The sequence below is a fragment of the Georgenia sp. 311 genome, assembly GCF_006151955.1.
In the GTDB taxonomy this organism is placed as follows: Bacteria; Actinomycetota; Actinomycetes; order Actinomycetales; family Actinomycetaceae; genus Oceanitalea; species Oceanitalea wutianyii.
The window spans coordinates 99,375-126,011 of record NZ_VDFS01000017.1; the positions used below are offsets into that span (position 1 = coordinate 99,375).

A 26,637-nucleotide genomic window follows, 5' to 3' on the forward strand; every position below is an offset into this window, starting at 1 on the left:
GCGGTGGCGACGGTGACCTCCGCCGTGCGCGTCCGCGCACCCGTTTTCTGGAGCACCCATGACCGCGACCGTCCACCGGATCCGCACCGACGTCGTCGGCGCCCTCGCCGAGCTCGACGAGGAGACCGCCGCCGCGCGGCTCGCCAAGCCCGACGTCGTCCACCACACCCAGCAGGCCCACGACCGCCTCTTCACCGACCCGGGCCGCCTGTCTCCCGCCCTGCGCCGGGCGATCGCCGCGCGCGTCGCCGAGCAGCACGGGGCCGGCCCGCTCGCCGACCACCACCGGGGACCCGACGCCGTCGACCTCACGGTCGCCACCGCCGACCCGTCGGTGGCCGCCCTCGTCCGGCACGCCGACCTGCTCAGCCTCGCGCCGGCGCTCGTCACCCCCGAGGACGTCGCCGCCCTCGCCGAGGCGGGCCTCGACGCCGACGGCGTCGTCCTCCTCGCGCAGGTCGTCGCCGTCACCGCCTACGAGGCGCGGCTCGTCACCGGTCTGCGGCTGCTCTCCGGGCACGACGACGGCGCCCCGGCCGGCGGAGCCCTGCTGCCCGACGACCTCGCCGCCCGCCGCGCCTACGCCCCGGACACCGCACCGAACGGGCTGCCCGCGCCCCGGGCCTTCACCCGCGACCTGCTCGGCTGGCTGCCCTGGGTCGAGCCGATCCCCGTCGAGGAGCTCACCGAGGAGCACCGCGCCGCGTTCGCCGGCAAGAGCGAGGGCGCCTACTTCCGCCTGCTCGCCCGGCAGACCGGCGTGCTCACCGCGCGCACCCAGATCGACCACGCCGTCTTCCTCACCCGCCTCGGCCTGCCGCGCGCCGAGCGCGAGCTCGCCGCCGCCGTGACGAGCAAGGTCAACGACTGCGTCTTCTGCGCGTCGGTGCACGCCCGGAAGGCCGCGCAGCTGAGCAAGCGGCCGCAGGACGTCGACCGGCTCCTCGCCGCCGAGGTGACGCGCGGCCCGGCGTGGGCGCCCGGTGACCTGTCCGCGCTCAGCGCCGGGCAGGACGAGCGGTGGGCGGCGGTCGTCGACCTCGCCGCCGCCCTGGCCGCCTCACCCTCGCGGGCGACATCGGCGCAGGTCGACCGGCTGCGCGACCTGGGGCTGGAGCCGCTCGAGCTCCTCGACCTCGTCCTCTCGGTCGCGTTCTTCTCCTGGGCCAACCGCCTCATGCTCACCCTCGGCGAGCCCCACACCCCCGCCGACAGCGGAGTTCCGCACGACAGCGGAGTTCCGCACGCCGGCCCCACCACCACCCCGACCACCGGAGACCCCCGATGAAGCGCACCGTCCTCACCGCCGTCCTGCTGACCTCGGCCCTGTCCCTCGCCGCCTGCGGCCAGGTCGAGGTCGCCGACGGCGCGACCACCGGCGCGACCACCGGCGCCACCGCCGACGCCGGCGGCGACATCACCGTCGTCGACGACCAGGGCCGCGAGGTGACGATCGAGGGCCCCGTCGAGCGCGCCGTCGTCACGCTGTCCTACAACAACGAGTTCGTCGAGGCGATCGGCGCGGGTGACCGCGTCGTCGGCGTCGACCGCGGCACCGTCAACCGGGTGCCCTACCTCGGGTTCGAGGAGTCGGACGTCGTCGGTGAGAGCATCGGCGAGCTCAACTACGAGGCGATCGTCGCGCTCGACCCCGACGTCGCGATCATCCCCCGCAACGGCGTGTGGCAGGAGGCCGCCGACCAGCTCGCGGACTTCGGCATCCCGGTGGTCGTCGTGACGTCGTGGGACATCGACGTCTTCGAGGAGACCATCGACATCCTCGGGGAGGTCTTCGGCGAGCCCGACGGCGCCCAGCGGGTGCGCGACTTCCACGAGGAGATCGTCACCGAGGTCGCCGCGCGCGTCGAGGGCACCGAGCCGGTCCCCGTCTACTGGGAGACCGACCAGCCCTACATCACCGCGCTGCCCGGCTCCGGCTTCGACCAGGTCATCACCGCCGCCGGGGGTACGAACGTCTTCGGGGACATCGAGGGCGGCGACGCGCAGCACGAGATCACCATCGACCCGGCGTCCGTCGTCGAGCGCGACCCGGCAGTCATCGTCCACGAGATGCCGCCGTCGGCCGAGCCGTACGGCGAGGAGGAGGTCGCCGCCGTCGTCTCCGGGATCCCCGCCCGTCCGGGCTGGTCCGGCATCGGCGCGGTGCAGTCCGGTGAGGTCTACGTGACGAACGGCTGGGCGACGTCGGGCCTGTCCAAGGCGATCGCCACGGCCTACCTCGCGAGCTGGCTGCACCCCGAGCAGTTCGCCGACCTCGACCCCGCCGACTACCTCGAGCGGTGGGCGACGGAGTTCCAGGGTCTGTCCGACTACCCCGGCGACGCGCCGTACGTCACCGTCGGGACCGCCCGATGACGCGCGCCGGCACCGCGGCGGCGCCTCCTCCCGCCGACAGCCGGGTCGTGCGCGCCCGCGAGCAGGACCCCGCCGTCGGCGACGGTGGGGAGCGGCCGGGACGGACCGGGCTCGACGCGCCGGAGGCCCCCGTCCGCGGGCTGCGCCGGGCGCTGGGCAACCACCGGCTGCTCGTGCTCGCCGTCTCGGTCGTGCTCACGGTCGCCGTCGTCGCCGGGTCGACGGTGGTCGGCACGAGCGGCGTCGGCGTCGGCGACGCGCTGCGCGTGCTGTGGCTGCGCGTCGTCGGCGGCACGATCGAGCCCGAGTTCGTCCGCGCCTACGGGATCGTCGCCGACCTGCGGCTGCCGCGGGCGCTGCTCGCCCTCGCCGCCGGCGCGGGCCTGTCGGTCGCCGGCGCCGTCATGCAGGGGCTCCTGCGCAACCCGCTGGTCAGCCCGTTCACCCTCGGGGTCTCCCCGGCGGCGGCGTTCGGCGCCTCGCTCGCGATCCTCCTCGGCGGGGGCGGGGTCGCCTCGTCCAACCCGGTCGTCATCCTCTCCGCGCTCGTCGCGGCGGGGCTCGTGACGATGCTCGTCCTGGGCCTCGCCTCGGCGCGCAAGATGGCGGTCGCGACGCTCCTGCTCCTCGGGATCGCCGTCACCCAGCTCTTCGAGGCGCTCACCGCGGGCCTGCAGTACATCGCGAACGAGAACACGCTGCAGGCGATCGTGCGCTGGACGCTCGGCTCGGTCAACGACGCGACGTGGAACGAGGTGCGGATCATGGGCGCCGTCGTCGTCGTGCTCCTGCCGCTGCTGCTGTGGTTCGCGAAGGACATGAACGCCATCGCCTTCGCCGGCGACGACGCCGCTCGTTCCCTCGGCGTCAACGTCACCGTCGTGCGGGTGGGGCTCATCCTCGTGTCGGTGCTGCTCGCGTCGGTGGCGGTCTCGCTGTGCGGGGTCATCGGCTTCGTCGGGCTCGTCGGTCCGCACATCGCCCGGCTCGTCATCGGCGCCGACCACCAGTACCTGCTGCCGCTCTCGGCGCTGTCGGGCGGGGTGCTGCTCGTCGCCGCCGACACCATCGGCCGCACCGTCGTCGCGCCGTCGGTGGTCCCCGTCGGGATCGTCGTCGCGATGCTCGGCGCCCCCGTGTTCATCTACCTCATCATGACGAGGAGGGCCGCGAAGTGACCGCTGTCCACGACCGGACGACGACGGCCGACGGCGCCGTCCCCGCACCTCCCGCGGGCCTGCGCATCCGCGACGTCGAGTTCGCCTACGGGCGCCACCAGGTGCTGCGCGGGATCGACCTCGACGTCGCGCCGGGGACCGTGTGCGCGCTGCTCGGGCCGAACGGCTCGGGGAAGTCGACGCTGACGAAGATCCTCGCGGGCGTGCTGCGCACCCGGCACGGGTCGGTGCGCCTCGGCCACACCGACCTGCTGCGGATGCGGCCGCGCGAGCGGGCGAAGGTCGTCGCGTACGTCCCGCAGTCGAGCGAGGTGCCCTTCGAGCTCACGGTGCGCGAGGCCGTGACGCTCGGGCGGACCCCGCACATGGGGATGCGCCCGGCGGCGCGCGACCTCGCCGTGGTGGAGAGTGCCGTCGCGCGGCTCGGGCTCACCGACCTGGCCGAGCGGCGGCTGTCGGACCTGTCCGGCGGGCAGGCCCAGCGCGTCCTCATCGCCAGGGCGCTGGCCCAGGAGCCCCGGGTGCTGCTGCTCGACGAGCCGACCTCCGCCCTCGACCTGCGCTACCAGGTGGAGACGCTGCAGATCGTGCGGCAGGTGGCCCGGGAGGAGGGGGTGGCCGCGCTCATCGCGATCCACGACCTCAACCACGCGGCGACGTTCTGCCAGCAGGTGGTGCTGCTCAGCGGCGGGCGTCTCGTGGCCGACGGGCCGGCCACCGAGGCGTACGACGCCGAGCTGCTCGGCCGCGTCTACGGCCTGCCCGTCGAGGTGCTCCACGACGCCGGCCAGACCCAGGTCCGCCCCGTCCTCGGACCCCTCGCATGACCCCGCCCCCCGCCGCCGCCCCCCTCCCCCGCGACAGCCGACTTGTGCGCGACAGCGGACTTGTGCGCGACAGCGGAGTTCCGCGCGACAGCGGACTTGCGCGCGACAGCGGACTTGCGCATGCCTCCGCGCCCGGCGTCGACGACCGGGACGTGACCGACGTCGACGTCGACGTCGTCGTCGTCGGTGCCGGGCCGCGCGCTGTCTCCCTCGTCGAGCGGCTCACGGCCCGCCGGTCGGCAGACCGGCCGCTGCGCGTCGTCGTCGTCGACCGGCAGGAGGTCGGGGCGGGGGCCACCTGGCGGACCGACCAGAGCGTCCACCTGCTCAACAACACCTACAGCGCCCACACGACCATCTACCCGGACGACTCCACCCCGATGTCCGGTCCGGTGACGCCGGGCCCGGACCTCGTGCGGTGGGCGAACGACGTCGTCGCCGGCGTGCCGCGGACGACGGCGCCACCGTCCGCCGGATGGAGCGCGGGTCCACGGCCCGGCTGGGTCGCCGAGGAGGCGGCCGCGGTGCAGCCGTGGTCCTACCCCACCCGCCGGCTCCAGGGCGTGTACTTCCGCGAGCAGCTCGAGGCCGTGCTCGCCCGTGGCGGGGTGGAGCTCACCGCGGTCCGCGGCACGGTCGTCGAGATCGAGACGGCGACGGGGCGGGTGGACGATGACGGCGCGGTCGACGCGCACACAACTCCGCTCTCGCGCGAAACTCGGCTCTCGCGCGAAACTCGGCTCTCGAGCGAAACTCCGCTCTCGCGCGAAACTCGGCTCTCGCGGGAGGGGGACCTGGGGCGGGTGGTGCGGCTGGCGGACGGGCGGCGGTTCCGGGCGGCGGCGGTCGTGCTGGCGCAGGGGATGGTGCAGGCGCGCCGGTCCCCGCAGACCGAGGAACGCGTCGCTGCGGCGGCCCGCCACGGGCTCGTCTACGTCGAGCCGGGCATGCCCGCCGAGCGGGACTGGGACTCCGTGCCGGGCGGTGAGGACGTCGTCGTCGCCGGGCTCGGCGCGAACTTCTTCGACGTCGTCGCGCTCCTCACCGCCGGCCGGGGCGGGCGGTTCGTCGCCGGCAGCTCCCCCCTCGACCTCACCTACCTGCCCTCCGGTCGCGAGCCGCGGCTGCTCGTCGGCTCGCGCCGCGGCCTGCCCTACCGCTCGAAGTCCTGGTACGGCGGCTTCCCGCCGCGGTACGTCCCACGCCTCGCGACGCCGGAGTGGTTCGCCGCCGCCGCGACCGTTCCCGGCCAGGACTTCACCCGCGACGTGTGGCCCCAGCTCGCCCGCGAGCTCGTCGTCGCGCACCTCACCACGCTCGTGCGTCACCACCCCGCGGCCGTTCCCTCCCTCACCGACGACGACGGCGAGCTCCCGGCGGACCTGCTCGCCCGCGTCGCGGCCACCGACGTCGCGGACCTCGACGATCTCGTGCGTGACGTCGTCACCGACCCGGCCCGGCGGCTCCGGGTCGGCCGCCTCGACCGCGCCGACGTCCGGCTGCCCTCGCCCGAGCAGTGGCAGGCATGGACCGAGCGCTGGGTCGCCGCGGAGCAGGAGTCGATCACCCGCCCGCTCACCAGCCCGCGCGCGGCGGTCAACCGGGCGATGGGCGCGCTGCGCGGCCAGGTCGCCCGGCTCGTGCGCGCCGGGGCCATCCACCCCGCGTCGGTCGCGGCGGACGTGCACGGCTGGTTCGACGCGCTCGGTCTCGCCCTGGCCTCCGGCCCGCCCCCGGAGCGCACGGCGCAGCTGCTCGCGCTCGTGCGGGCCGGCGTCGTCGCGCTGCTCGGCGAGGGGCTGGCCGTCACGGTCGAGGGCGGGCGGTTCGTCGCCCGCTCCCAGGTGGTGGGCCGGGAGCACCGGGTGCGCGCGCTCGTCGAGACCCGGATGTCCAAGGGGCACGTGGACGTCACCGACGACCCGCTGCTGCGCTCGCTGCTCGACTCCGGCCGGGCACGCCTGCACGCGCCCACCGGACCGGACGGCACGCCGGTGAGGACCCGCAGCCTCGATGTCAGTGCCGAGGACTTCCACCTGCTCGACGCCGCGGGCCGGCCCGACCCGCGCGTCGTCGTCATCGGCATCCCCGCGGGCGATGTCCAGCCGGGCTCGGCCATCGGCGCGACGCCGGGGGTCCCCTCACCGCTCATCGCGGGGGCGGACCGGGCCGCGGCGCAGGTGGCGGCCCTGGCGGAGGCGGCACGGGGCGGTGGCGACGGCACCCCGGACGGCGCGCGTCGGCTCGTCGGGGAGGTGGCGGCGGCCATCTGACCATGCCGCGACGCCGCGCGCGTCCGTCAGGCGACGACCCGCTCCCCCGTCACCGTCGCAGCCAGAACCGCGGCGTCGCGCAGCGCGAGGTCCACCCCGACGTACCCCTGCTCCCCCGCGGCCGTCGTCACGGTGAGGGAGGCCAGCCCGAGCAGCCGCTGGACGGGTGACTGGCTCACGCGCGCGCCGTTGATGCCGCGCACCTGGATGACGTCGGTGCGCCTGCTGAAGACACCGCGCTGCAGGTAGAGGTAGTCGCCGTCGAGCCGGTGCCCCAGCGCGCGGTAGTACGCGCGTCCCGCGACGACGCACACCGGCACGAGGGCCACCGGCACGGCGAGCAGCCACGCGCTCCACCAGCCCCACGCGGCGCCCGCGCCGAGCACCGCGGCGAGCACGGCCGTGGCGAGCAGGTACCGCACGACGGCCCGGCGGCGCGCGACCGGCGGGTGGGCGAGCAGCGGACCGCCGGCCGGGCGTACGTCCGCGTCCAGCACGGTGGTGCCGAGGAGGACGTTGGCCAGCCGGACGGCGACGTCGCGGGTGGTGGCGGGCAGCATGACCGAGCTCTCGGACATCATCTGCTGGAGACTGACGCCGGTCATGACCGGGGCGAGCCGGGCACCGCCGAGCAGCCGGGTGAGGAGCGGGCGGGACACGCTGACGCCGCGCAGCCGCTCCTGGTCGGCGGTGAAGGAGCGGGTGGTGAGCAGCCCACGGGTGGCGAGGAAGCGCCCGCCCGGCTCACGCACGAGCCGGTAGCCCCACCACCCCTCGGCGAAGGTAACGGCGCCGGCGCCGATCCCCATGAGGACGAGGAGCACGAGCGACGTCGCCGCCCACGCACCCCACGGCATCCCCTCGGCGAGGGTGGTGACCCGCTCCCCGACCCACGCCTCGCGGCCCAGCAGGGAGACGAAGCCGTAGATCGTGCCGATGACCGACAGCGGGCCTGCGACGAGCCACAGGCCGAACATCTGGTAGACGACCCAGCGCCGGCGCAGCGTCTGCACCTCCTCACCGGCGACGCCGGCCAGGCGCGGGTCCACGGCCGAGGCGACGTCCCCCTCCGCCCGGCGCAGCAGCTCGGCGCGCAGCGCGAGCGCGGTCGCGCGTGGGAGCCCGTCGAGGGAGACGGTGCCCTCCATCGTGAAGGAGTTTCCGCCGGTGCCCACGCGCAGGGTGGCCAGGCCGAGGAGGCGGTTGCTCAGCGGGGCGGTGATGTCGACGGTACGGATGCGGTGCAGCGCGACCCGGTTGGTGCGGCGCACGAGGAGCCCGGTCGTGTGCTGGAGCTCCTCCCCGACGATCCGGTAGCGGACCTTGAGGTAGTTGAGGGCCTGGTTGAGCGGGTTGAGGACGGCGAGGACGGCCAGGGCGACGACCGTGTAGCGGGCGAGGTCGTTGTCGGTGTTGAAGAACCACCACCCGGTGGCCGCCGGGACGAGCCGCACGAGCATGCGCAGGAGCGCGGCGGGCACGATCCTCGGGTCCAGCCGCTGCCAGGGCACGGCCGGGTCGTCGTCGGACTCGGCCACGCCCTCGGCGACGGCGCCGCTCACGTGGCGTCCCCGCGGGTGCGCGCGACGGCGTCGGTGAGCCGTCCGACGAGGTCCTCGGCGGCCGCCGCCTCCAGGCCCTGGATCTCGACGGCTCCCTGGGCCGAGCCGGTCGTCACCGACACCGCGGCGAGCCCGAGCAGGCGGTGCAGGAGGTTGCGTCTGGCCTCGACGGTCTGCACGCGCGACAGCGGGGCGATGCGCCACTGTCGCCCGAGCCAGCCGGTGCGGGAGTAGACGGCGGTGCCGGTGGCCTCCCACCGGTGGGTGCGGTACCGCAGCCACGGGGCGAGGAGGACGCCGGGCAGGAGGAGGACGGTCGCCGTCGCTGCCCCGCCGAGGAGCCAGGGCCTGCCCGGCTCCCACAGCGCGGCGGGCACGAGCGTCGCGGCCAGGACGAGGAGGAGGACGATGACGCGCGACAGCAGCCAGTACGTGCGCGCTCCGGGGGCCACGCGGTGGCGGGGCGGGCGGTCGGGCGTCGGCGTGGGGTCGGGCTCGTGCACGAGGTCTCCTCTGGCGCTGGCGTCAGGCCCAGCGTAGGGACGCGGCCGCGCCTCGCCATCAGCATTTCGGCTGATGGTCGACCTCAGCCGCCCGACCTCGCCTCGGCCGGCCCGGTGGCCGCGGCGGGTGGCCCCCGCCGTCGCCTGCTGCGGCGCGTGGGCGCGGGGCGCCCCCGCAGGTTGTCGACCAGCCGCGCGAGGACGGCCGCGACGGGCACCGCGAGGAACGCCCCGAGGATGCCCAGGAGCACCGTGCCGGCGGTGACGGACAGGAGGACGAGGAGGGGGTGGAGGGAGACGACGCGTCCCTGGATCACGGGGGTGAGGATGTGCGCCTCGACCTCCTGGACGAGGACGACGAGGACGACCACGGCGATCGCGACCGCGAACCCCCGGTCGGCGAGAGCGACGACGGCCGCGACGCTGCCCGCGAGCAGCGCGCCGAGGAACGGCAGGAGGGCGCCGAGCAGGACGAGCATGCTCAGCGGCAGGGCGAGCGGCACCTGCAGGATCCACAGCCCGACGCCGATGGTCACCGCGTCGATCGCGGCGACGAGGAGCCGTCCGCGGAGGTAGAAGCCGATGGTCGCGAAGGACTGGGCGCCGAGCTGGTCGACGCGGGCCTGGTGGCGGGCGGGGACGAGGTCGAGGACCGCGACCCACAGCCGGCGGCCGTCCTTGACGTAGAAGAAGAGCACGACGAGGAGGATCAGGGCGCCGGCGGCGACGGCGCCGGCCTCCTCGGCAGCGCCGAGACCGCGGGAGAGGAGCCCGCCGCCGGCCACGGCGGAGCCGGCCTTGCGCGCGAGGTCCTCGATGCCGCCCGCCCCGCCGGGCAGCCCGGCGACGTCGACCCGGTCCTCGATCCGCGACAGCCCGCGGCTCACGTGGTCGGCGATCTGCGGTGCCTGCTCGGCGAGCGCCCGGCCGATGAAGACCCCCGCCCCGCCGAGGACGGCGAGGAGCAGGAGGAGGATCAGGAGGGCGACGGCGGAGTCGGGCAGCCGGGTGGCGCGCAGCCGCGCCGTGAGCGGGGCGAGCAGCGCCGCGGGGAACAGGGCGAGGGCGACCGGGACGACGACGAGGCTCACCTGGCCGGCGGCGTAGCAGGCCGCGACGAGCAGGATGACGACCCCGATCGTCAGCCACACCCGTCGTCCCCAGACCACCGCCGGTGGGGCCGTCATGCGGCGAGTATGCCCCCGCGCCCTTCTCCCGGCGACAGGTCGCGCGGGGTCACAGCCAGTGGCGACGCCGGAACATCCGGTAGACCACGAGCGCGATGACGACCATGGCGAGCAGCGCGAGGGGGTAGCCGAAGGTCCAGCGGAGCTCGGGGATGTGCCGGAAGTTCATGCCGTAGATCGTCGCCACGAGGGTGGGGACGAAGAGGATGGCGGCCCACGCCGAGATGCGCTTGACCTGCTCGTTCTGCTGGTACCCCGCCTCGGTGAGACGCCGCATCTCGTCGTTCTGCTGCTGCGCGACGAGGGTGGCGTGGACGGCGAGCGCGTTCTGCAGGAGCACGCGGAACGCCTCGACCCTGCTGTCGACGCGCAGCACGTGGTCGTGCACGTCGCGCAGCCGGTGCCGCAGCTCGACGTCCCCGTCCTGCCCGAGGTGGTCCCCGAGCTGCTCGAGCACGCCCGCGAGCGGGTGGGTCGCCCGCTGGAAGGCCATGACCTCGCGGGAGAGCTCGTAGATGCGCCGGGAGACGGTCGGTGAGCTGTCGAACAGCTCGTCCTCGATCTCGTCGATGTCGTTCTCGAGCCCGGCGACGACGGGCCCGTACCGGTCGACGACGTCGTCCAGCACCGCGTGGAGGACGGCGCCCGGGCCGAGGCGCAGGGACTGCGGGTCCGCCTCCAGCCGCCGGCGCACGTCGTCGAGGGTGGGCGTGCCGGCGTGCTCGACGGTGACGACGAAGCCGGGCCCGGTGACGACGTGGAGCTCACCGAACTCGACCTTCTCCGGCTCCTCGACGTACCGGGCGGTGCGCAGGACGACGGCGAGGGTCGCGCCGTAGACCTCGAGCTTGGCGCGCTGGTGCGCCTCGTTGACGTCCTCCTCGGTGAGGGCGTGGAGGCCGAACTGGCGGGCCACCCGGCGGATCTCCACCGGGGTGGGTGAGCGCAGCGCCGCCCAGACCGTCGCGCCGCGCTCGCCCGGGGCGTCGGTGGGGCCGTCGGTACGGACGCCGTCGACGTAGCAGGCGCTGTCGGCCATAACAAGCCTTTCCGCTGCCGTCCTGCGGCCCGCGCCGGGCTCGCGGGCCGATTCTCCCGCGCCGCCCCCTGGTCCACCAGTCCCCGGCGCGTGCCGGGGACCGGTGGCCGGGTCAGTGCTGCTGGGGGGCGACGCCGGTGCCGAGCTGCCGCTCGAGCTTGGCGCCCTCGACGTCGACGTTCGGCAGGATCTTGTCGAGCCACCGCGGCAGCCACCAGGCCTTCTCGCCGAGGAGGCTGAGCACGGCCGGGATGAACGTCATGCGCACGAGGAAGGCGTCGACGAGGATGCCGAGCGCCAGGCCGAAGCCGATCGGGCGGACCATGGTGAGCTCGGCGAAGACGAACCCGGAGAACACCGAGACCATGATGATCGCGGCGGCGGTGACGACGCGGGCGCTGTGGTTGAACCCGACGACGACGGCCTGGCGGGCCGGGGTGCCGTGGACGAACGCCTCGCGCATGCCCGAGCCGAGGAACACCTGGTAGTCCATCGCCAGGCCGAACAGCACGCCGATGAGGGCGATCGGCAGGAAGCTGAGGATCGGCCCCGCCTCGTGGACGTCGAACACCCCGGCGAGGTAGCCGAGCTGGTAGACCGCCACGACCCCGCCGAAGGCGGCCGCCACGGAGATGAGGAAGCCGACCGAGGCGACCAGCGGCACCCAGACCGAGCGGAACACGAGGAGCAGCAGGACGAGGGACAGCCCGACGACGATGAGCAGGTAGATCGGCAGGGCGTCGGCGAGCTGGTCGGAGATGTCGATGTTCGCCACGGTCGCTCCGGTGTACCCCACCTGGACCCCGTGCTCGGCCCCGAGCGCGTCGGCGCCGTCGATGAGGTCGTGGACCAGCTCGACGGTCGACTCCTCGGACGGCCCGTCGACGGGCGCGATCTGGAACGCGAGGGTGTCGCGGTCCTCGCTCACGCCGAACGGCACGACGTAGTCGACGTTCTCGACGGCCTTGAGGTCCTCGGCGATGTCGAGCTGCAGCTCGGTGACCGTCGCGTCGTCCGCGGCGGGCTCGTCGAGGGTGGCCACCGCGATGACGGGGCCGCTGGCGCCGGCGCCGAAGTTGTCGCGGATGGTGTCGAAGGTGCGGTAGGCGGTGGACTCCGGCGGCTCCTGGCTGCCGTCGGGCAGGCCCAGGCGCAGCTGCGGCGCCGGGATCGCCAGCGCGCCGGCGACGAGCACGACGCCGAGGATCGCCAGCCACGGCCGGCGCTGGACCCGGGCGGCCCAGCCGTGGGTCGCGTCGTTGTCGGCCTTGCGCTCCAGCCCGCGGCGCTGGCGGGCGGGCAGCACCCGGTCGCCGAGCACCGAGAGCAGCGCAGGGGTGAGGGTGACCGAGGCGAGCACGGCGACGGCGACGGTCCCGGCGGCGACGACCCCCATGACGCCGAGGAACTCGATGCCGGTGACCGACAGCGCCGCGAGGGCGATGATGACGGTGCCGCCGGCGAAGGTCACCGCGTTGCCTGCGGTGCCGGTGGCGAGGGCGATGGAGTCGCGCAGCGCCATGCCCTGGGCGAGCTGGACGCGGTGGCGGTTGATGATGAACAGCGCGTAGTCGATGCCGACGGCGAGCCCGAGCATGAGCGCGAGCACCGGGGAGACGCTGGTCATCTCGACGACGGCGCTGAGCGTGAGCGCGGCACCGAGGCCGACGGCGATGCCCGCGATGGCGTTGATCAGCGGCAGCCCGGCGGCGACGAGGGAGCCGAGCAGGACGAGCAGGACGACGGCCGCGACGACGACGCCGATCGCCTCGGCGGGCCCGACGAGGCTGGCGAGGTCGGTGGTGATCTCGGCGCTGTAGTCGATCTGGACGCCCGCGGGGGTGAGCTCGTCCCCGAGGCGCTGGACCTCCTCGGTGACCTCGGGGTCCAGGGAGCCGCCGGTGGAGTCGAAGCGGATCTGGGCCATGGCGACGGTGCCGTCCTCCGAGACCTGGCGCACGCCGTCGGTGAGCTCGGAGAGGCGCTCGGCCTGGTCGAGCTGGGTCTGGGCGCCGGCGAGCTCCTCCTCCCCGGCCTCGAGCTCGGCGCGGCCGGCGGCGAGCTGCTCCTCGGCGGCGTCGAGCTCGGCCTGCGAGGCGGTGAGCTGCTGCTCCCCCGCAGCGAGCTGCTGCTCGGCCTGGGCGAGCGCGGCGGGCGGCAGCTGGGCCGCGGTGGCCTCGAGCTGCTCGCGCTGCGCCTCGAGCTCGGCGCGACCTGCCTCGAGCTGGGCGCGGCCGGCGGCCAGCTGCTCCTCGGCGGCGTCGAGCTCGGCGCGGCCGGCCTCGAGCCCCGCGCGGCCGGTCTCCAGCTCGGCGCGGCCCTGGGCGATCTGCTCGGGCGCGGTGTCGAGCTGCTCCTGGGTGACGAACGGGTCGGTGGCCTCGATGACGCCGTCGGTGGCGGTCCACTCCTCGACGAGCGCGGCGATCTCCGCGCGCTGCTCGTCGGTGAAGCCGTCCTCCGCGGTGAAGGTCACGGTGCCGATGCCGCCGGCGGACTCCGGGATCTCCTCCCGCAGCTGGTCCAGGACCTGCTGGAAGCGGCTGCCCTCGATGGTGAACTCGTCGCTCAGCGGGCGGCTGAGCGTCGCCGCGCCGGTGGCGACGAGCGCGATGAGGACGATCCAGGACACGATCGTCGCCCACCGGTGCTCGGCGGCCCATCGGCCGACGCGGTAGAGGAATGAGGCCACGGGGGTTCCTTCCGGGGTTGCGGGGTAGGAGGTCAGGTCGTGGGCCGACGCCAGCCGGCGTCGGCGTGGGCGAGGGCCCGTAGGAGCGCCTCGTTGAAGGAGGCGACGGCCTCGTCCGGGGCGAGGTCGGCGGCGGTGGGCAGCCAGGACCGCTGGACCACCTCGAAGAGCGCCATGACCGCGGCGGCGAGGGTGCGCACGCGCAGCTCGTCGTCGTCGCCGAGCCGCTCGCGCAGGACGCCGACGAGCCACTCCTCGTGGTGCCGCCACACACGCAGGTGCAGCTCGCGGCCGCGGGCGGCGGGGACAGGTCCGGGCGGGGCCCAGTCGAGGAGGATCTCGGCGGGCACGGGCTGCTCGCGCAGCGCGGCGGCGATGGCGGTGAGCGGCTCCTCCTCCCCCGGGCGGGCGAGGAGCTCGGCGGCGATGCGCTGGAGCGGCTCGGCGAGCCCGGCGGCGACGACGCCCTCGATCCCGGGGAAGTAGTTGAAGAACGTCCGGCGCGAGACCCCGGCGCGGGCGGCGATCTCCTCGGCGGTGAGGTCCTCCAGGCCCTGCTCGCGCGCGAGCTCGCGGGCGGCCTCGACGAGGGCCTGGCGGGTGCGCGCCTTGTTGAGCTCGCGGCGACCCGCGGGTTCGGACATAGCCGTCAGTCTCCGTTGGCTTCTGCACCGTGTGCAACTTTTAGCCAGGTGGCGCGGCACACACCGCTCACGCTTCCCCGGGCCGTCCCGGGCTGCTCGCTCGTCCTCCCGCTGGGACGATGGGTGCAGCGGGAGCGCGCCGCCCCCGCCCGACCGGACCGAGGGCACCATGACGCCGACCGCCGAGCAGCCCGAATCCTCCGGCGCGACGGCCCCACCCGCCCACGCCCGCCCCGCCGAGGACGTCGTCGCGGCCCTCGGCACCGACCTGCGCACCGGGCTCACCCGGCAGGAGGCATTGGCCCGGCTCGAGGAGCACGGCCCGAACTCCCTGCCCGAGGGCGTGCGAGAGTCCGCGCTCAGCCGGCTGCTGCGCCAGTTCAAGGACCCGATGATCTACGTGCTGCTCGCGGCGGCGGTCCTCACCACCGTCCTCGGCGAGGTCGTCGACACGATCGTCATCCTCTCCGTCGTCGTCATCAACGCCGTCATCGGGTTCGTCCAGGAGGGCAAGGCCGAGGACGCGCTCGAGGGCATCCGCGAGATGCTCTCCCTCGACGCGCAGGTGCGGCGCGACGGCACGTGGCAGACCGCACCGGCCGAGGACCTCGTCCCCGGCGACGTCGTGCGCCTGTCCTCGGGCGACAAGGTGCCGGCCGACGTCCGTCTCACCGCCACCGCGAACCTCCGCGTCGAGGAGTCCGCGCTCACCGGGGAGTCGGTACCGGTGGACAAGGACCCCGACCCGGTCGCGGCGGACTCCGGCATCGGCGACCGCACGTCGATGGCCTTCTCGGGCACGGTCGTCGCGGCGGGCTCGGGCACCGGGGTCGTCACGGCCACCGGTGAGGACACCGAGATCGGGCACATCACGACGATGCTCGAGGACGTCGAGTCCCTCGAGACGCCGCTCACCCGCCAGATGACGTCCTTCGGCAAGAAGCTCTCCCTCGCCGTCGTCGTCCTCGCGCTCGTCATGTTCGGCCTCGGCGCCCTCCTGTACGACTACACGCTCGGGGAGCTCACCCTCTCGGCGATCGGGTTCGCCGTCGCCGCCATCCCCGAGGGCCTGCCCGCGGTCCTCACCATCACCCTGGCCCTGGGCGTGCAGCAGATGGCGCGCCGCAACGCGATCGTCCGGCGGATGGCCTCGGTGGAGACGCTCGGCTCGGTCACCGTCATCTGCACCGACAAGACCGGCACCCTCACCCGCAACGAGATGACCGTGCGCACCGTCGTCACCCCCGCTGGGCACTACGAGGTCACCGGGACGGGGTACGCGCCCGAGGGCGACATCCTGCACGCCGGCCGGCCGGTGAGCGCCGTCGAGCACGCCGACCTGCGCGCCCTCGCCGTCGTCGCGGCCCGCGCCAACGACTCGACGGTCGCGCGCCAGGACGGGCGGTGGCAGCTCTCGGGCGAGCCGACCGACGGCGGCGTGCGGACCTTCGCGCTCAAGGCGGGTGTCCGCGGGGACGAGGACGAGCGCGTCGCCGCCGTGCCCTTCGACTCCGCCTACAAGTACATGGCCACCCTCGACCACACGCCCGACGGTCTCGTCGTCCACGTCAAGGGCGCGCCGGACCGGCTGCTGGACCGCAGCGACAGCCAGTCGGCCGGCGAGGGCACCGCGCCGCTCGACCGCGCCTGGTGGGACCGGCAGGTCGACGAGCTCAGCGCCCAGGGCCTGCGGGTCCTCGCCGCCGCCGCCCGTCGGGCCGAGCCCGGCGCCACCGCTGTGACCACGCAGGACGTCGACACCGGCGGCCTCGTCTTCCTCGGCCTCTACGGCATCATCGACCCACCCCGCGAGGAGGCCGTCGAGGCCATCCGCGCCTGCCGCCAGGCGGGGATCCGGGTCAAGATGATCACGGGGGACCACGCGGGCACCGCGAGCGCCATCGCGCGCGAGATGGGCATCGGCGACGGCGCCCCCGCCGTCACCGGCGCGCGGCTGGAGAGCGCCTCGGACGAGGAGCTGCGCACGATCGCCGCGGAGCACGACGTCTTCGCCCGCACCAGCCCCGAGCACAAGCTCCGGCTCGTGCGCGCGCTCCAGGCCGACGGCGAGGTCGTGTCGATGACCGGCGACGGCGTCAACGACGCGCCGTCGCTCAAGCGGGCCGACGTCGGGGTCGCCATGGGGATCAAGGGCACCGAGGCGACGAAGGAGGCGGCCGACGTCGTCCTCGCCGACGACAACTTCGCCTCGATCGAGGCGGCCGTGGAGATGGGCCGCACGATCTACGACAACCTCCGCAAGGCGATCGTGTTCATCCTGCCGACCAACGGCGCCCAGGGCCTGGTCATCCTCGCCGCCGTCGTCCTCGGCCTCACGCTGCCCCTCACCCCGGTCCAGGTGCTGTGGGTCAACACGATCACCGCGGTCACCCTCGCGCTCGCGCTCGCCTTCGAGCCCTCGGAGTCCGACATCATGCACCGCCCGCCGCGCGCGCCGGGCGGCTCGATCCTCCCCCGCTCAGGGCTCGTGCGGATCGTCTACATCTCCCTCCTCATCGGCGGGGGGACGATCGCCGTCTTCCTCCTCGGCGAGGACTCCGGGAGCGGGCTGGCGGAGTCGCGGACCGTCGCGGTCAACACGCTCGTCGTCGGGCAGATCTTCTACCTGTTCGCCAGCCGCTTCAGCCGCACGACGAGCCTGCGCCGCGAGCTGTTCACCACCAACCCCGTCTCCTGGGTGTGCGTGGGCGTCATGCTGGCCCTGCAGCTGCTCTTCGTCTACACCCCCGCGATGAACACGGCCTTCGGCTCCACCTCGGTGGGGCTGGACGGGTGGCTCGTCCCGCTGGCCGTCGGGGTCGCCGTCCTCGCCGTGGTCGAGGTCGACAAGGCGCTGCGCCGCCGCTGACGCAGGTGCGCGTCAGGGGCCGCACGACCTCACGCGGCCCCTGACGCGGCCGGCCCCTCCAGCCGGCCTGCCGGCCCCTCCAGCCGGCACTGCCGTCACCTCGCGGCGTTGCGCTGACGGTGACGACGCCCCGGGTCGCGGGCGGGACCTGACGGTCCCGCCCGCGTGGACGCTGCAGCCCTCGGCTTCCACGGTGCCGACCACAAGCACCGGGCCTGCTCCACGGGCGTGCGCGTCCCGGTTCCCTGACGGTGGGGGCGGCGCCGTCAGGGAGTCTGCGGACCGGACCGGCGCGCCCGGCGCAGGGCCGCCGCACCGATCCCGACGAGGAGCGCGGCGCCGCCGAGGAGCAGGCCCACCTCCACGCCGGTCTGGCCCAGCTGTGCGGGGGGCCGGGTGGCAGGCGGCACGGCCGTCCCGTCCAAGTTCGCCGGCGGCGTCTGCTCCTCGTCCATGACGGCGGGCAGGGTGCCGCCGATCTCGAACAGCACGTCGAAGCTCGCCTCGCGGGGCGCGACGTTCGCCGTGTTGCCGGAGGTCGCGTCCACCGGCAGCTCGTAGCTCAGGGCGAGCGGCACCTCCTCCCCCTGGTCGAGGACGACCTCGAGGACCGGGGTCGTGCCCGCGGCGGCGAGCTCGGTGAAGGTCGCCTCCCCGTCCGGCCAGTGGAGGACGAGGTCGTCGTAGAAGCTGCCCTGGTCCTCCCCCGTCGCGTGGTGGGTGTCCGAGGACTCGGGGTCGAGCAGCTCGACGTCGACGACGCTCGCCCGCAGCACGCCCGCGGTCGGGCCGTCGTTGCGCACGACGACGGTGCGCGAGGCGCTGTCGCCGGGGACCGTGACGGGCTCGCCGAGGAAGCTCTCGCTCAGCACGCTCGCGTAGGTCTCCCCGTCCCACGACAGCTGGATCGCGTCGTCGTAGGCCGCCCGCGCCGTCCCGGTGGTGGTGGCGGCGAGGAGGAGGGTCAGTGCCCCCGTGAGGCACGCTCGCTCGGCTCGTGTGTGGCTCATGGCTCCTGCCCTGGGCGGAAGGTGGTCGAGGTGAAGGAGAGGACGTGGTCGGGCTCGTCGGCCGGGTCGAGGTCGGCGACGACGGTGGCGTTCCAGTCGTCCTCGTCGCTGACCTGCTCGGAGCCCGGCGCCACGGCGGTGACCGTCGCGGTGTTCGCGTACTCCCCGAGGGCGGGCGGCCCGTCGTACGAGGCGTAGACGCACCAGAACTCGCTCACGAGCTCGGTCGTGTAGGTCGCGGGGACCGGGGTGGAGGACAGCGGGCCTGGCGCCGGGACGGTGTCCGGGGACAGCGCCTCGGTGGTGCAGGCCGCGGCCGAGTCGACGCGGAAGACGTGGACCTCCGAGGCCCCGAGCACCCCCTCGCCCCAGCTCGCGGGCGGGGTCACGGTGTAGTGCAGCCCCTTGTTGCCCTGGCTCACGCTGTCGACCTGGACGGGGACGGCGACCTCACCGTCGCGCACGAGCGCGGCGGCGGCCTCGCTGCCGACGGTGAAGCGGGCGGTGCCCGACGGCGCGGCCACGGTGGCACCCGGGCTGCCGACGGCGAAGGACTGGTAGCCGGTGCTCACCACCCCGCCGACCTCGACGCTGTCGCGCCACAGGGCGAGGGAGGCCCCGCCGATCCCGACGGCTGCTCCGACGAGCCCGGCGGCAGCGACCGTGGCGCTCACTCGGCGACGTGTCGTGCTCATGACGTGAACCCCTCCCCGCTACGGGTCTGGTCGAGGGTGAGGACGATGTCCCCGAGGCGGGCGACCTGCGGCGCGGCGTCCGCGCCCACCCGGTCGGCCATCTCCTGCGCCAGCTCGATGGTCACCTCGATGGTGAACGTGTCGCTGCGCCCGTCGTCGTCGGCGTCGAGCCGGTCGAGCGCCGCTCGCGTCCCCACGGGGACGTCGGTGGCGAGCGCGGCTCCCCCGGCGTCGCGCACCGCGTAGGTCGCGGTGACACCGGCGGGAAGCGAGGGAGCGTCCTCCCAGTCGACGCCGAGGAGGCCGGTGAGGTTGTCACCCTGGAGCTCGGTGGTGAAGTCCTGGGTCAGGGTCACCGAGTCGCCCGGGCGGGCGAGGAAGTCGGTGGGGTCGATCGGCCGCGGCGCGGTGGCGACGTCCGCCGAGGTCTCGAGCCACTCGGCCGTGCCGAGGAGCTCGATGTCGAGGTCACCGGCGGTGAGCTCGGCGGGCGAGGCGCCCTCGTCGGTGGACCAGAGCGCGACGGTTCCGCCGGCTCCGGCCACGCCCGCGAGGAGCGCGACGGCCACGACCGGCAGCGCCGTGCGCCGGATGGTGGGTGGGGGGTTCACGGTTCTTCCTTGGTGGTCGGTGTCGTGCCACGGCGGCGGTCGACAGGAGGGGCGGAGAGGGCGCGGTAGGCGCCGTAGCCGATGAGCAGGCACCCGGTGCCGGTGACGATCAGGCCCCGGTAGGGACCGACCGCGGTGGCGAGGTGCCCCAGGTAGGGCACGTGGTAGACGACGCGCCCCATGACCTGGTCGGCAACGATCGGGGCGTCGTCCGCCCCGTTGGCGTCCCCCCGCGTGACGTAGCGCGTCTCGCTGCCGAGCCGCACGCCGACCACGCGGTGGGTGACGAGGGTCGGGTCGCCGGAGACGGGCTGGAAGGTGACGACGTCGCCGACGTCGTAGGAGTCCTGCGGGACCGCGACGACGACGTCCCCCGGGGAGTACGTCGGCTCCATCGACCCGGACAGGACGGTGAGCGCCGCCCCGCCGAGGAGACGGGGAACGACGGCGACCGCGAGGGCGAGGACGAGCAGCCCGAGGAGGAGCACCGCGCCGGCGCCCCGTAGGACGGCCCGGCCGACGGAGGCGTCCGGCCGGTCGTGGCGGGCGACGGTGGCCGTGGTCTCCATGCTGCTCCTTCCTGGGTCGGGGGGACGGTGGGTGGGGGCCCGACGGCCCCCACCCGGCGGGTCAGGAGGCGTCGACGACGCCGGCGTCGCGGACCTGGTCGAGCGACACGGCGAGGCCGGCGAGGTCGGCCGCCGCCTTCGTCCGGACCTGCTCCGGGGTGCCCTCGTCGAACGTCGCGGTGACGACGACGGTGTACTGCGCCTCACCCGTGAGCTCGGCCGGCAGGACCGGCAGCGCGGGGTCCTTGGCGGAGTTGTCGGCGGAGACGAAGCGGACCTCGACCGTCTGCCCCGCGGCGATGTCCGTGACGTTGCCGACGGGTGCGCCGTCGGCGTCGACGAGGGAGTAGGTCACGCTCACCCCGTTCTCGGCGGCGATGAGCTCGCCCGACGCCTCACCGACGGCGAGCCCGAGCTCGGCGACCATGTTGTCGCCCTCGAGGGCCGCGTCGATGCCGTAGCGTCCCTCGATCGTGTCGCCCGGGACGATCCGGAAGGTCTCCAGGTCGATGGCGTGGGGGCTGTCGGCACGGTCCGCCGAGACGTCCTGCCACTGCGGCGTCCCGACGAGCTCGACGTCGAGGGTGCCGGAGGTGATGGTGCCGCCGTCGACGGTGGCGCTGTCGCTCCACAGCGCGAAGGTCCCTCCACCCACGAGCAGTGCCGCTCCGGCCGCCCCCGCGACGAGTCCTGTCGTGGTCCTGCTGTTCATCAGTGTCCTCTCCTGTTTCCTCTCGTTCCCCCGTTGTGTTGTGGTCGTCCGCACGGCACCGCGCGCGGCTGCCGGGTCACGGCCTCGCCGAGACCGGGCCCGAGCCCGTGCAGACCATGTGCTCACCGACGCCGAGCCGTTGGCGCGGGCAGGTGACGGTGACGCCCTGGTCGTCGCTCACGCGGATGCCCTCCAGCGCCGTCCGACCGGTGTTGCGGACCGTGTAGGTCCAGGTGAGACGCGTGCCCTCGGACACCTTCGCCCCGGCCGGGAGCTCCTTGGCGCCGTCGAGTCCGTCGGCGGCGGGGGTGTCCCACGCCTGCTTGACGATCTCGATGCCGGGGACGAGCCGCTGCTTGTTGGTGAAGGTGCAGGCGATGTCGTCGCCGACCGCCGCCGGCACGCTCGTCCCGTCCCCCACGCGGACCGTCGTCAGAGGTACGCCGTTGGCGGTGCACGCGAGTCCGGTGAGGCTCCACCCGTCGGCCCGCTGGTCCTGCGAGATGAGCTCCTCGAGCCGGACGGTGCTCGCGGCCGCGTCGGGACGGTCGAAGCTCACGATGTACTCCACCGTGCCCGCGGTGCCGGTGACCTCACCGCGCACCGGCGCGACGGCCGCTCCGCCCTGGGTGGAGGCGTCGAAGGTCCAGCCCGCGCCCGGTCCGGCGGTGCCGGCGTAGGGCTCGGCGATCTTGTCGACGGTGATCTCGGCGCGGCAGGTCGCGCCCCGGGCGACCGAGCTGAGCACGCCCGCGAGCTCCTGCCACCCGGTCTGGAAGTAGTCGGCGTTCCTCGCCGAGGTCGTGTGCGGCGTCGGGCCGGAGATCGCCCGCAGGTTGTCGGACTCCCCGCTCACACCTTCCCCGACCCCGACGGCCAGGACCCGGGTGCCCTCCGCCTTGAGCGCGTTGGCGGAGGCGATCGCCTGCTCGGTCTCGACGAACCGGGTCGAGCTGCCGGACCCCTCGGCATCGGGGCCGAAGAAGGTCGACAGGCCGTCGGTGACGACGATCGCGACGTCGTAGGTGTCGGCGCTGGTGGCGACCTGGTAGATGCCGCGGTCCCAGTTGGTGCCGCCCCCGGCCTCGTAGGCGTTGATCCGCGAGCGGATGGTCTGCAGGTTGCGGTCGACGTCGGTGAGCGGGTAGTTCGTCCCCGTGGCGTCGGCCGACCTGGGGGCGTGCGTGGCGAAGGTGTAGAGCGCGAGCCGGGACCCGGTGCCCTCCAGGGACTCGGCGAAGGCGATGGCCGAGGCCTTGAGGTCGTCCAGGGCGCCCGCGTTCCCGACGGAGCCCGACAGGTCGAGGACGAGCGCGACGTCGAGGCCGGCGCTGCAGGTCTGGGGCAGTGCGGGGTTGACCCGCGAGTTCTGCCAGAGTCCGCCGGAGTCCTCCGCGTGCCCGAAGATGGACCACGCCGAGCCCATGAAGTACGGGTTACCCGAGACGTAGGTCTCGCCGGCGTGCAGCTCCGGGGTCATGAAGCGGTACTGCGTCGGGCCGTGGTCGTCGGCGGTGCCCGTCACCAGGGACGGGTTGGAGTACCAGCCCGCGGGCGCGCCCGCCTGAACCACCCAGAAGTGGCGTTCGTAGTTGGCTCCGCGGAACTGCGTGTCGGGGACGACGAAGGTGCAGTCGCCCTGGGCGTCGGAGGTGCACGTCGCCCAGTCCTCGGTGCGCGGCGTCGTCGGGCCGGTGAAGGAGTTCCCGTCCCACAGGTTCAGGGTCACGCCGGCGAGCGGGCCGACCGTCGTGCCGCCCGTCCTGTCACCGCCGACCCTGACGTTGATGACCGACGACTCCTCAGAGGGACTGGGGACGGCGAGGGGCGCTGCCGCGTCGGGCGCCGGCGTGGCGGCGGCCCGCCCTGCGGCGGCCGCCGGCTCGGCCGGCTGCTGCGGCGCGGGGTCCTCCGCCGGCTGCTGCGGGGCGGGGTCCCCCGCCGGCTGCTGCGGCGCGGGTGCGGTCGGCTGCGCCGGCGCGACGTCGTCGGCCGGCTGCTCCGCCGCGGGGTCGGCCTGCCCGTCCGTCCCCGTCACTACGGCTGCGACCGGCACCTGCTCCGGCTCCCCGGCCGCGACGGCGGGCTCCGGTGCGGGTGCGACAGCGACGAGCGACACGCTGACGAGCGTGGTCACGGCGACGAGCGCGGTGCGCCGCCTCCCGGCGGCGCGGGCATGCCGCGGCCTCGCGTGCCTCTGCCCCATGGTGCTCACGGTGTCTCCTTGATCCGATGGGCGGCCCGATCGCCGTCCCGGATCCAGCAGACACCAGTCGCCGTCACGCACGCCGGGACGCGACACCGAATGGAGTGGAGGAGGCCGGCGCACTGGTAGGTGCCCGGCCGAGCCGTGAGTACCGGTACTCAGCCGACGTGCTGGAGCGCCGTTCGCAGCTCCTCCCGGGAGCCGATCGCCAGCTTCCGGAAGATCCGGTAGACGTGGTTCTCGACGGTGCGCTCGGTGATCGACAACCGTCGTGCGATCTCCCTGTTGCTCTCCCCCGCGGCGGCGAGCCGGGCGACCTCGCGCTCGCGCTCGGTCAGCTGGGCGCCCGGCTCGAGGTTCCTGAGCGCGCGGGAGAGCTCCTCGCCCTCCGCCAGGACGACCTCGCGCAGGCGGGCGAGCTCCACCGACGCCTGCCGGTAGTGCCCGGTCTCGAGCAGGAGCCGGACCGCGCTCTGCCACGATCGCGCCGCCGGTAGCACCGCCCGGCAGCCGAGCAGCTCGTCCGCGGCGGCGAGCAGCTCCTCCACCGAGCCCTCCCCCAGCGCCGAGACGTAGCCGTGCAGGCCGTGGAGCAGCGGGCCCTGCACCCCCTGGATGCGCGCCGCCAGGTCGCGGGCGCGGTCCCGGTCGGGGTGGTCGCCGAGCAGCCACGCCCCGTCGCACAGCGCGGCGAGCACGTGCCCGTCGTCGGCGAGGCGGACGATCCCGTCCCACGCCCAGGCGAGCTCGTCCACCGACATGCCGTCGGCGACGTCCACGGCCGCCGCCGCCACTGCCGGGCGGCACGCGGGCGCGTAGGCGGCGAGCACCCCGGTGGCTTGCGCCTGCCGGGTCATCGAGCGGGCCGACAGGAGGTTCCCGTCGGCGAGCGCGAGCACGGCTCCGACGGTGAGCAGGCCGGCGTGGCTCTGCGGACGCAGCGGGCTCGCGGCGTTGATCGCGAAGACGGCCGAGAGGTGGTCGCGCAGGGTGGTCAGCCGGCCCTGGAGGTAGAGGCCGAGCGCGGCGACGTAGCCGGAGAACTCGATGCGGAGCTCGTCGAGTGCGCCCTGGGCCTCCTCGAGGAGTCGCAGGGCGCTGTTGGTCGCCGTGTCGATCTGCCCCGCGCAGAGCGTGGCGAGCGGCATGAGCGCGGCGTAGTCCGGGACCGGAGAGGAGACGTGCACCGTGGCCATGAGGTCCATGGCCTCGACGGCTCGCCCTTCGGCGAGGAGCCGCTCCCCCGCGACGAGCCGCGCGACGTCCCCGACGTAGGCGGCCATCGACTCCTCCTCGAGGCCGGGAGCGGGCGCGAGGGGCACGGCCCCACCGGGGAGCGGAGGACCGCCCAGGGTGAGTCGGATGTGGTCGGACACCGCGACGAAGAGCTCGGCGTCCTGCGGCCGGGCACTGCGCGCGGAGGCCAGGAGGATCTGCGCGGCCTCGAGGTCCCCCGCCGCGGAGGCGCGGTAGGTCGCCTCCCACGCGACGAGGAGGCCCGCGGAGGGCGAGGAGCTGACGAGCGTCTCGGAGTGAGCCGCTGCGAGCACCGCCTCCACCTGGTCGTGCGGCGCGCCGCGCACGACGAGCGCGTCGAGGTAGTCCACCACCGCGCGCACCGACGGCGTCCGCTCCCAGGCGTCGCGGCAGGCGAGCACCCGTGTCGTCGCGTGGTCGCGCAGCACGCGGCCGAGGACCGAGGCGGACTCCGGCGAGCTCGACCAGCGCCGGGGTGGTGCGAGCGTGGTGGGCTGCTGCCCCTCGGCGGGTGGCCGGCCGAGGGCCGCGCTGACGATCTCGACGGCGCGCATCCCGCGGGCACCATGGCCGGTCTGGCGCAGGTGCTCACCGAGCAGCGGCGGGTAGAGGACGACGACGGTCCGTCCCTCCTCCTCCACGAAGCGCAGCAGGCCGTGGTCGTCGAGCCGCACGAGGGTGTCCCAGGACAGGACCTCCTGGGCGGTCTCGACGTCGGTGGGGCCGAGTGCGGCGAGGACCCTCAGCGGGACGACGCCCTCGTCCCCGAGGTCGCGCAGGAGCCGCTCGACGCTGGTCTTGAGGGCGGGGGTCCACAGGTCCCGGCGGGCGGTCCACCGGCCCCCCTCGAGCACGAGGTGCCCGGCCCGGCGCGCCTCGGTGACGATCGAGCGGGCGAAGCCGGGCATCCCGCCGGACAGGGAGTAGACGCGTCCGGCCACCCCTGCCTCGACCTCGCCCCTGAGGAGGCTCTGGGCCAGCTCGTAGATCTCCTCGAACGGCAGGGCCGGCAGCCACAACGTCGTCGCCTGCCGCCCGTCGAGGAGCTCCTCGGAGCGGGCGGCGTCGGGCCACGGGGGCGGGGCGCCGGCGACGATCGGCACCTGACGGCGGCCGAGCACCGCACCGATCACCGCGGCGGACACCTCGTCGACCGCGTGCGCGCCGTCGACGAGGAGCACCGAGCGGTCGTCGGCGAACCGCTGCTCGAGCGCCTCCACCGCGGAGTTGAGGGAGGTCGCGCCGGGCGCGAGACCCGACAGCACGAGGCTCTGGAGCGGGCGGGCGCCGTACGCAAGGCCGTGCTCCCGCAGGACGACGACGTCCCAGTCCCGCGACCGCAGGGCGTCCCCCACCCGGTCCAGCGTGTAGGACCGTCCCGCGCCGGGGAGCCCGATCAGCCAGACGCACGTCCCCTCGAGGACCGCGTCGCGAGCGGTCCGCACGAGGCCGGAGCGCGCGCCGTCGCTGACCATTGCCTCAGGCTAGCGCGGGGACCGACGGCGCGGCGGGCGAGGGCCTCACAGGGCGACTGCCCCGGCGATCGCCGTCGTCGCCGTGCCGCCGACCCACAGCGCGCCGTCTGCGGCGGTGACGTGGACACGCCCGGCCCGGCCCAGCGCGGTGCCCTGCGCGGCGACGTAGGGGGTGGTGAGGACACCGGTGTCGGTGAGCCAGCGGGCGAGCCCGGCGTTGAGGCTGCCGGTGACCGGGTCCTCGCCGATGACGTCACCGGCGAAGGCGCGGACCTCGACGTCGGCCCCGTCGGTGCCGGGCGTGGCCACGACCCCGAGGTGGAGGTCGCCGAGGTGCTCGGGACGGACGTCGAGCACGGCCCGCGCCGAGCCGAGCCGCAGCGCGAGCCAGGGTGAGCCGTTGTCGAGCCAGGAGGCGTCGACGACGTCGTCGGGGGTGAGGCCGAGCGCGGCGGTGGCGCGGGCGAGCGTCGCGTCGTCGGGGCGCTCGTACCGGCGCAGGTCGGGGGCGGCGAAGGCCCACAGGTCACCGGTGCGGCGCAGCTCGACGAGCCCGATGCCGCACTCCTGGACGAGCACGTCCGCGGCGGTGTTCCCGCCGGAGGCGAGCCACGCGTGGGCCGAGCCGAGGGTGGGGTGCCCGGCGAAGGGCAGCTCGCCGCCCGGGGTGAAGATGCGCACCCGGTAGTCGGCGGCGGGGTCGGTCGGCGGGAGGAGGAACGTCGTCTCGGAGAGGTTCGTCCACGCGGCGAAGCGCTGCATCTGCTCGGTGGACAGGCCCTCGCCGTCGACGACCACCGCCACCGGGTTCCCCTCGTACGGTCGCGCCCCGAACACGTCCACCTGGAGGAACCGCCGCTGCAGCATGGCGCACACCCTAGCCCCGGGCGCCGGCCCCGGCCCGGCCGGGCACCGGGGCTCCGGCCTGGGGCCCGGAGCGCCACCGTGCGCC

20 protein-coding genes are annotated in these 26,637 nt (G+C 74.8%); 6 read left to right on the plus strand and 14 right to left on the minus strand.

Annotated features, from left to right (window positions below):
• Window positions 1–58: 58 nt before the first annotated feature.
• The 5 genes from FHE66_RS02545 (at window position 59) to FHE66_RS15695 (ending at window position 6,654) form a co-directional block, all read left to right on the plus strand.
• A complete protein-coding gene (locus FHE66_RS02545; RefSeq protein ID WP_139071422.1) occupies window positions 59–1,288 on the plus strand; it encodes a peroxidase-related enzyme in 1,230 nt (409 codons plus the stop codon).
• On the plus strand, window positions 1,285–2,376 hold the full coding sequence (locus tag FHE66_RS02550) for an ABC transporter substrate-binding protein (protein WP_139071423.1): 1,092 nt from the start codon (window positions 1,285–1,287) through the stop codon (window positions 2,374–2,376). Before FHE66_RS02545 ends, FHE66_RS02550 begins: the two co-directional genes overlap by 4 nt.
• Window positions 2,373–3,554, plus strand: a complete 1,182-nt coding sequence (locus tag FHE66_RS02555) for an iron ABC transporter permease (protein ID WP_139071424.1) — start codon at window positions 2,373–2,375, stop codon at window positions 3,552–3,554. The genes FHE66_RS02550 and FHE66_RS02555 overlap by 4 nt, the downstream gene beginning before the upstream one ends.
• Window positions 3,551–4,381 carry an ABC transporter ATP-binding protein gene (locus FHE66_RS02560; protein ID WP_255303582.1) on the plus strand — a complete coding sequence of 277 codons (831 nt, stop codon included), beginning with the start codon at window positions 3,551–3,553 and terminating at the stop codon, window positions 4,379–4,381. The genes FHE66_RS02555 and FHE66_RS02560 overlap by 4 nt, the downstream gene beginning before the upstream one ends.
• A gap of 152 nt (window positions 4,382–4,533) precedes the next feature.
• Entirely contained in the window at window positions 4,534–6,654 is a 2,121-nt protein-coding gene (locus tag FHE66_RS15695; RefSeq protein WP_218013590.1) for an FAD/NAD(P)-binding protein, read from the plus strand.
• 26 nt (window positions 6,655–6,680) lie between these two features.
• Here FHE66_RS15695 and FHE66_RS02570 read toward each other — a convergent pair whose 3' ends face one another.
• From FHE66_RS02570 to FHE66_RS02595, 6 genes are all read right to left on the minus strand, one after another.
• A complete protein-coding gene (locus tag FHE66_RS02570; RefSeq protein WP_139071425.1) occupies window positions 6,681–8,216 on the minus strand; it encodes a PH domain-containing protein in 1,536 nt (511 codons plus the stop codon).
• On the minus strand, window positions 8,213–8,719 hold the full coding sequence (locus FHE66_RS02575; RefSeq protein WP_139071426.1) for a PH domain-containing protein: 507 nt from the start codon (window positions 8,717–8,719) through the stop codon (window positions 8,213–8,215). The genes FHE66_RS02570 and FHE66_RS02575 overlap by 4 nt, the downstream gene beginning before the upstream one ends.
• A gap of 83 nt (window positions 8,720–8,802) precedes the next feature.
• Window positions 8,803–9,906 (minus strand): AI-2E family transporter, encoded by a 1,104-nt coding sequence (locus FHE66_RS02580; RefSeq protein WP_139071427.1) that lies wholly within the window; start codon window positions 9,904–9,906, stop codon window positions 8,803–8,805.
• 49 nt (window positions 9,907–9,955) lie between these two features.
• A complete protein-coding gene (locus FHE66_RS02585; RefSeq protein WP_139071428.1) occupies window positions 9,956–10,945 on the minus strand; it encodes a magnesium and cobalt transport protein CorA in 990 nt (329 codons plus the stop codon).
• A 112-nt stretch (window positions 10,946–11,057) separates the two neighbouring features.
• On the minus strand, window positions 11,058–13,637 hold the full coding sequence (locus FHE66_RS02590) for an MMPL family transporter (RefSeq protein ID WP_139071429.1): 2,580 nt from the start codon (window positions 13,635–13,637) through the stop codon (window positions 11,058–11,060).
• Between the two features lie 32 nt (window positions 13,638–13,669).
• The gene (locus tag FHE66_RS02595; protein ID WP_176554614.1) at window positions 13,670–14,281 is read right to left on the minus strand and encodes a TetR/AcrR family transcriptional regulator; all 612 of its coding nucleotides are present in this window, start codon (window positions 14,279–14,281) and stop codon (window positions 13,670–13,672) included.
• 169 nt (window positions 14,282–14,450) lie between these two features.
• Here FHE66_RS02595 and FHE66_RS02600 point away from each other — a divergent pair, with 169 nt between their 5' ends.
• Entirely contained in the window at window positions 14,451–17,150 is a 2,700-nt protein-coding gene (locus tag FHE66_RS02600) for a cation-transporting P-type ATPase (RefSeq protein ID WP_139071431.1), read from the plus strand.
• Window positions 17,151–17,416: 266 nt separating this feature from the next.
• On the opposite strand, the gene FHE66_RS02605 is transcribed toward FHE66_RS02600, so the two are convergent.
• From FHE66_RS02605 to FHE66_RS02635, 8 genes are all read right to left on the minus strand, one after another.
• Entirely contained in the window at window positions 17,417–18,160 is a 744-nt protein-coding gene (locus FHE66_RS02605; protein ID WP_139071432.1) for a hypothetical protein, read from the minus strand.
• Complete coding sequence (locus FHE66_RS15295; RefSeq protein WP_176554615.1) at window positions 18,157–18,855, minus strand: hypothetical protein; 699 nt, start codon at window positions 18,853–18,855, stop codon at window positions 18,157–18,159. The genes FHE66_RS02605 and FHE66_RS15295 overlap by 4 nt, the downstream gene beginning before the upstream one ends.
• A complete protein-coding gene (locus FHE66_RS02610) occupies window positions 18,852–19,466 on the minus strand; it encodes an alternate-type signal peptide domain-containing protein (protein ID WP_168202722.1) in 615 nt (204 codons plus the stop codon). The genes FHE66_RS15295 and FHE66_RS02610 overlap by 4 nt, the downstream gene beginning before the upstream one ends.
• Window positions 19,463–20,035, minus strand: a complete 573-nt coding sequence (locus FHE66_RS02615; RefSeq protein ID WP_139071434.1) for a signal peptidase I — start codon at window positions 20,033–20,035, stop codon at window positions 19,463–19,465. Before FHE66_RS02615 ends, FHE66_RS02610 begins: the two co-directional genes overlap by 4 nt.
• A gap of 61 nt (window positions 20,036–20,096) precedes the next feature.
• Window positions 20,097–20,747 (minus strand): alternate-type signal peptide domain-containing protein, encoded by a 651-nt coding sequence (locus FHE66_RS02620; protein WP_139071435.1) that lies wholly within the window; start codon window positions 20,745–20,747, stop codon window positions 20,097–20,099.
• A 76-nt stretch (window positions 20,748–20,823) separates the two neighbouring features.
• Window positions 20,824–22,953: a VWA domain-containing protein gene (locus FHE66_RS02625; RefSeq protein WP_255303584.1), complete on the minus strand. Its 2,130-nt coding sequence runs from the start codon at window positions 22,951–22,953 to the stop codon at window positions 20,824–20,826.
• A 158-nt stretch (window positions 22,954–23,111) separates the two neighbouring features.
• The gene (locus tag FHE66_RS02630) at window positions 23,112–25,685 is read right to left on the minus strand and encodes a LuxR C-terminal-related transcriptional regulator (RefSeq protein ID WP_139071437.1); all 2,574 of its coding nucleotides are present in this window, start codon (window positions 25,683–25,685) and stop codon (window positions 23,112–23,114) included.
• A 45-nt stretch (window positions 25,686–25,730) separates the two neighbouring features.
• On the minus strand, window positions 25,731–26,552 hold the full coding sequence (locus tag FHE66_RS02635) for a PhzF family phenazine biosynthesis protein (RefSeq protein WP_139071438.1): 822 nt from the start codon (window positions 26,550–26,552) through the stop codon (window positions 25,731–25,733).
• Window positions 26,553–26,637: the final 85 nt, after the last annotated feature.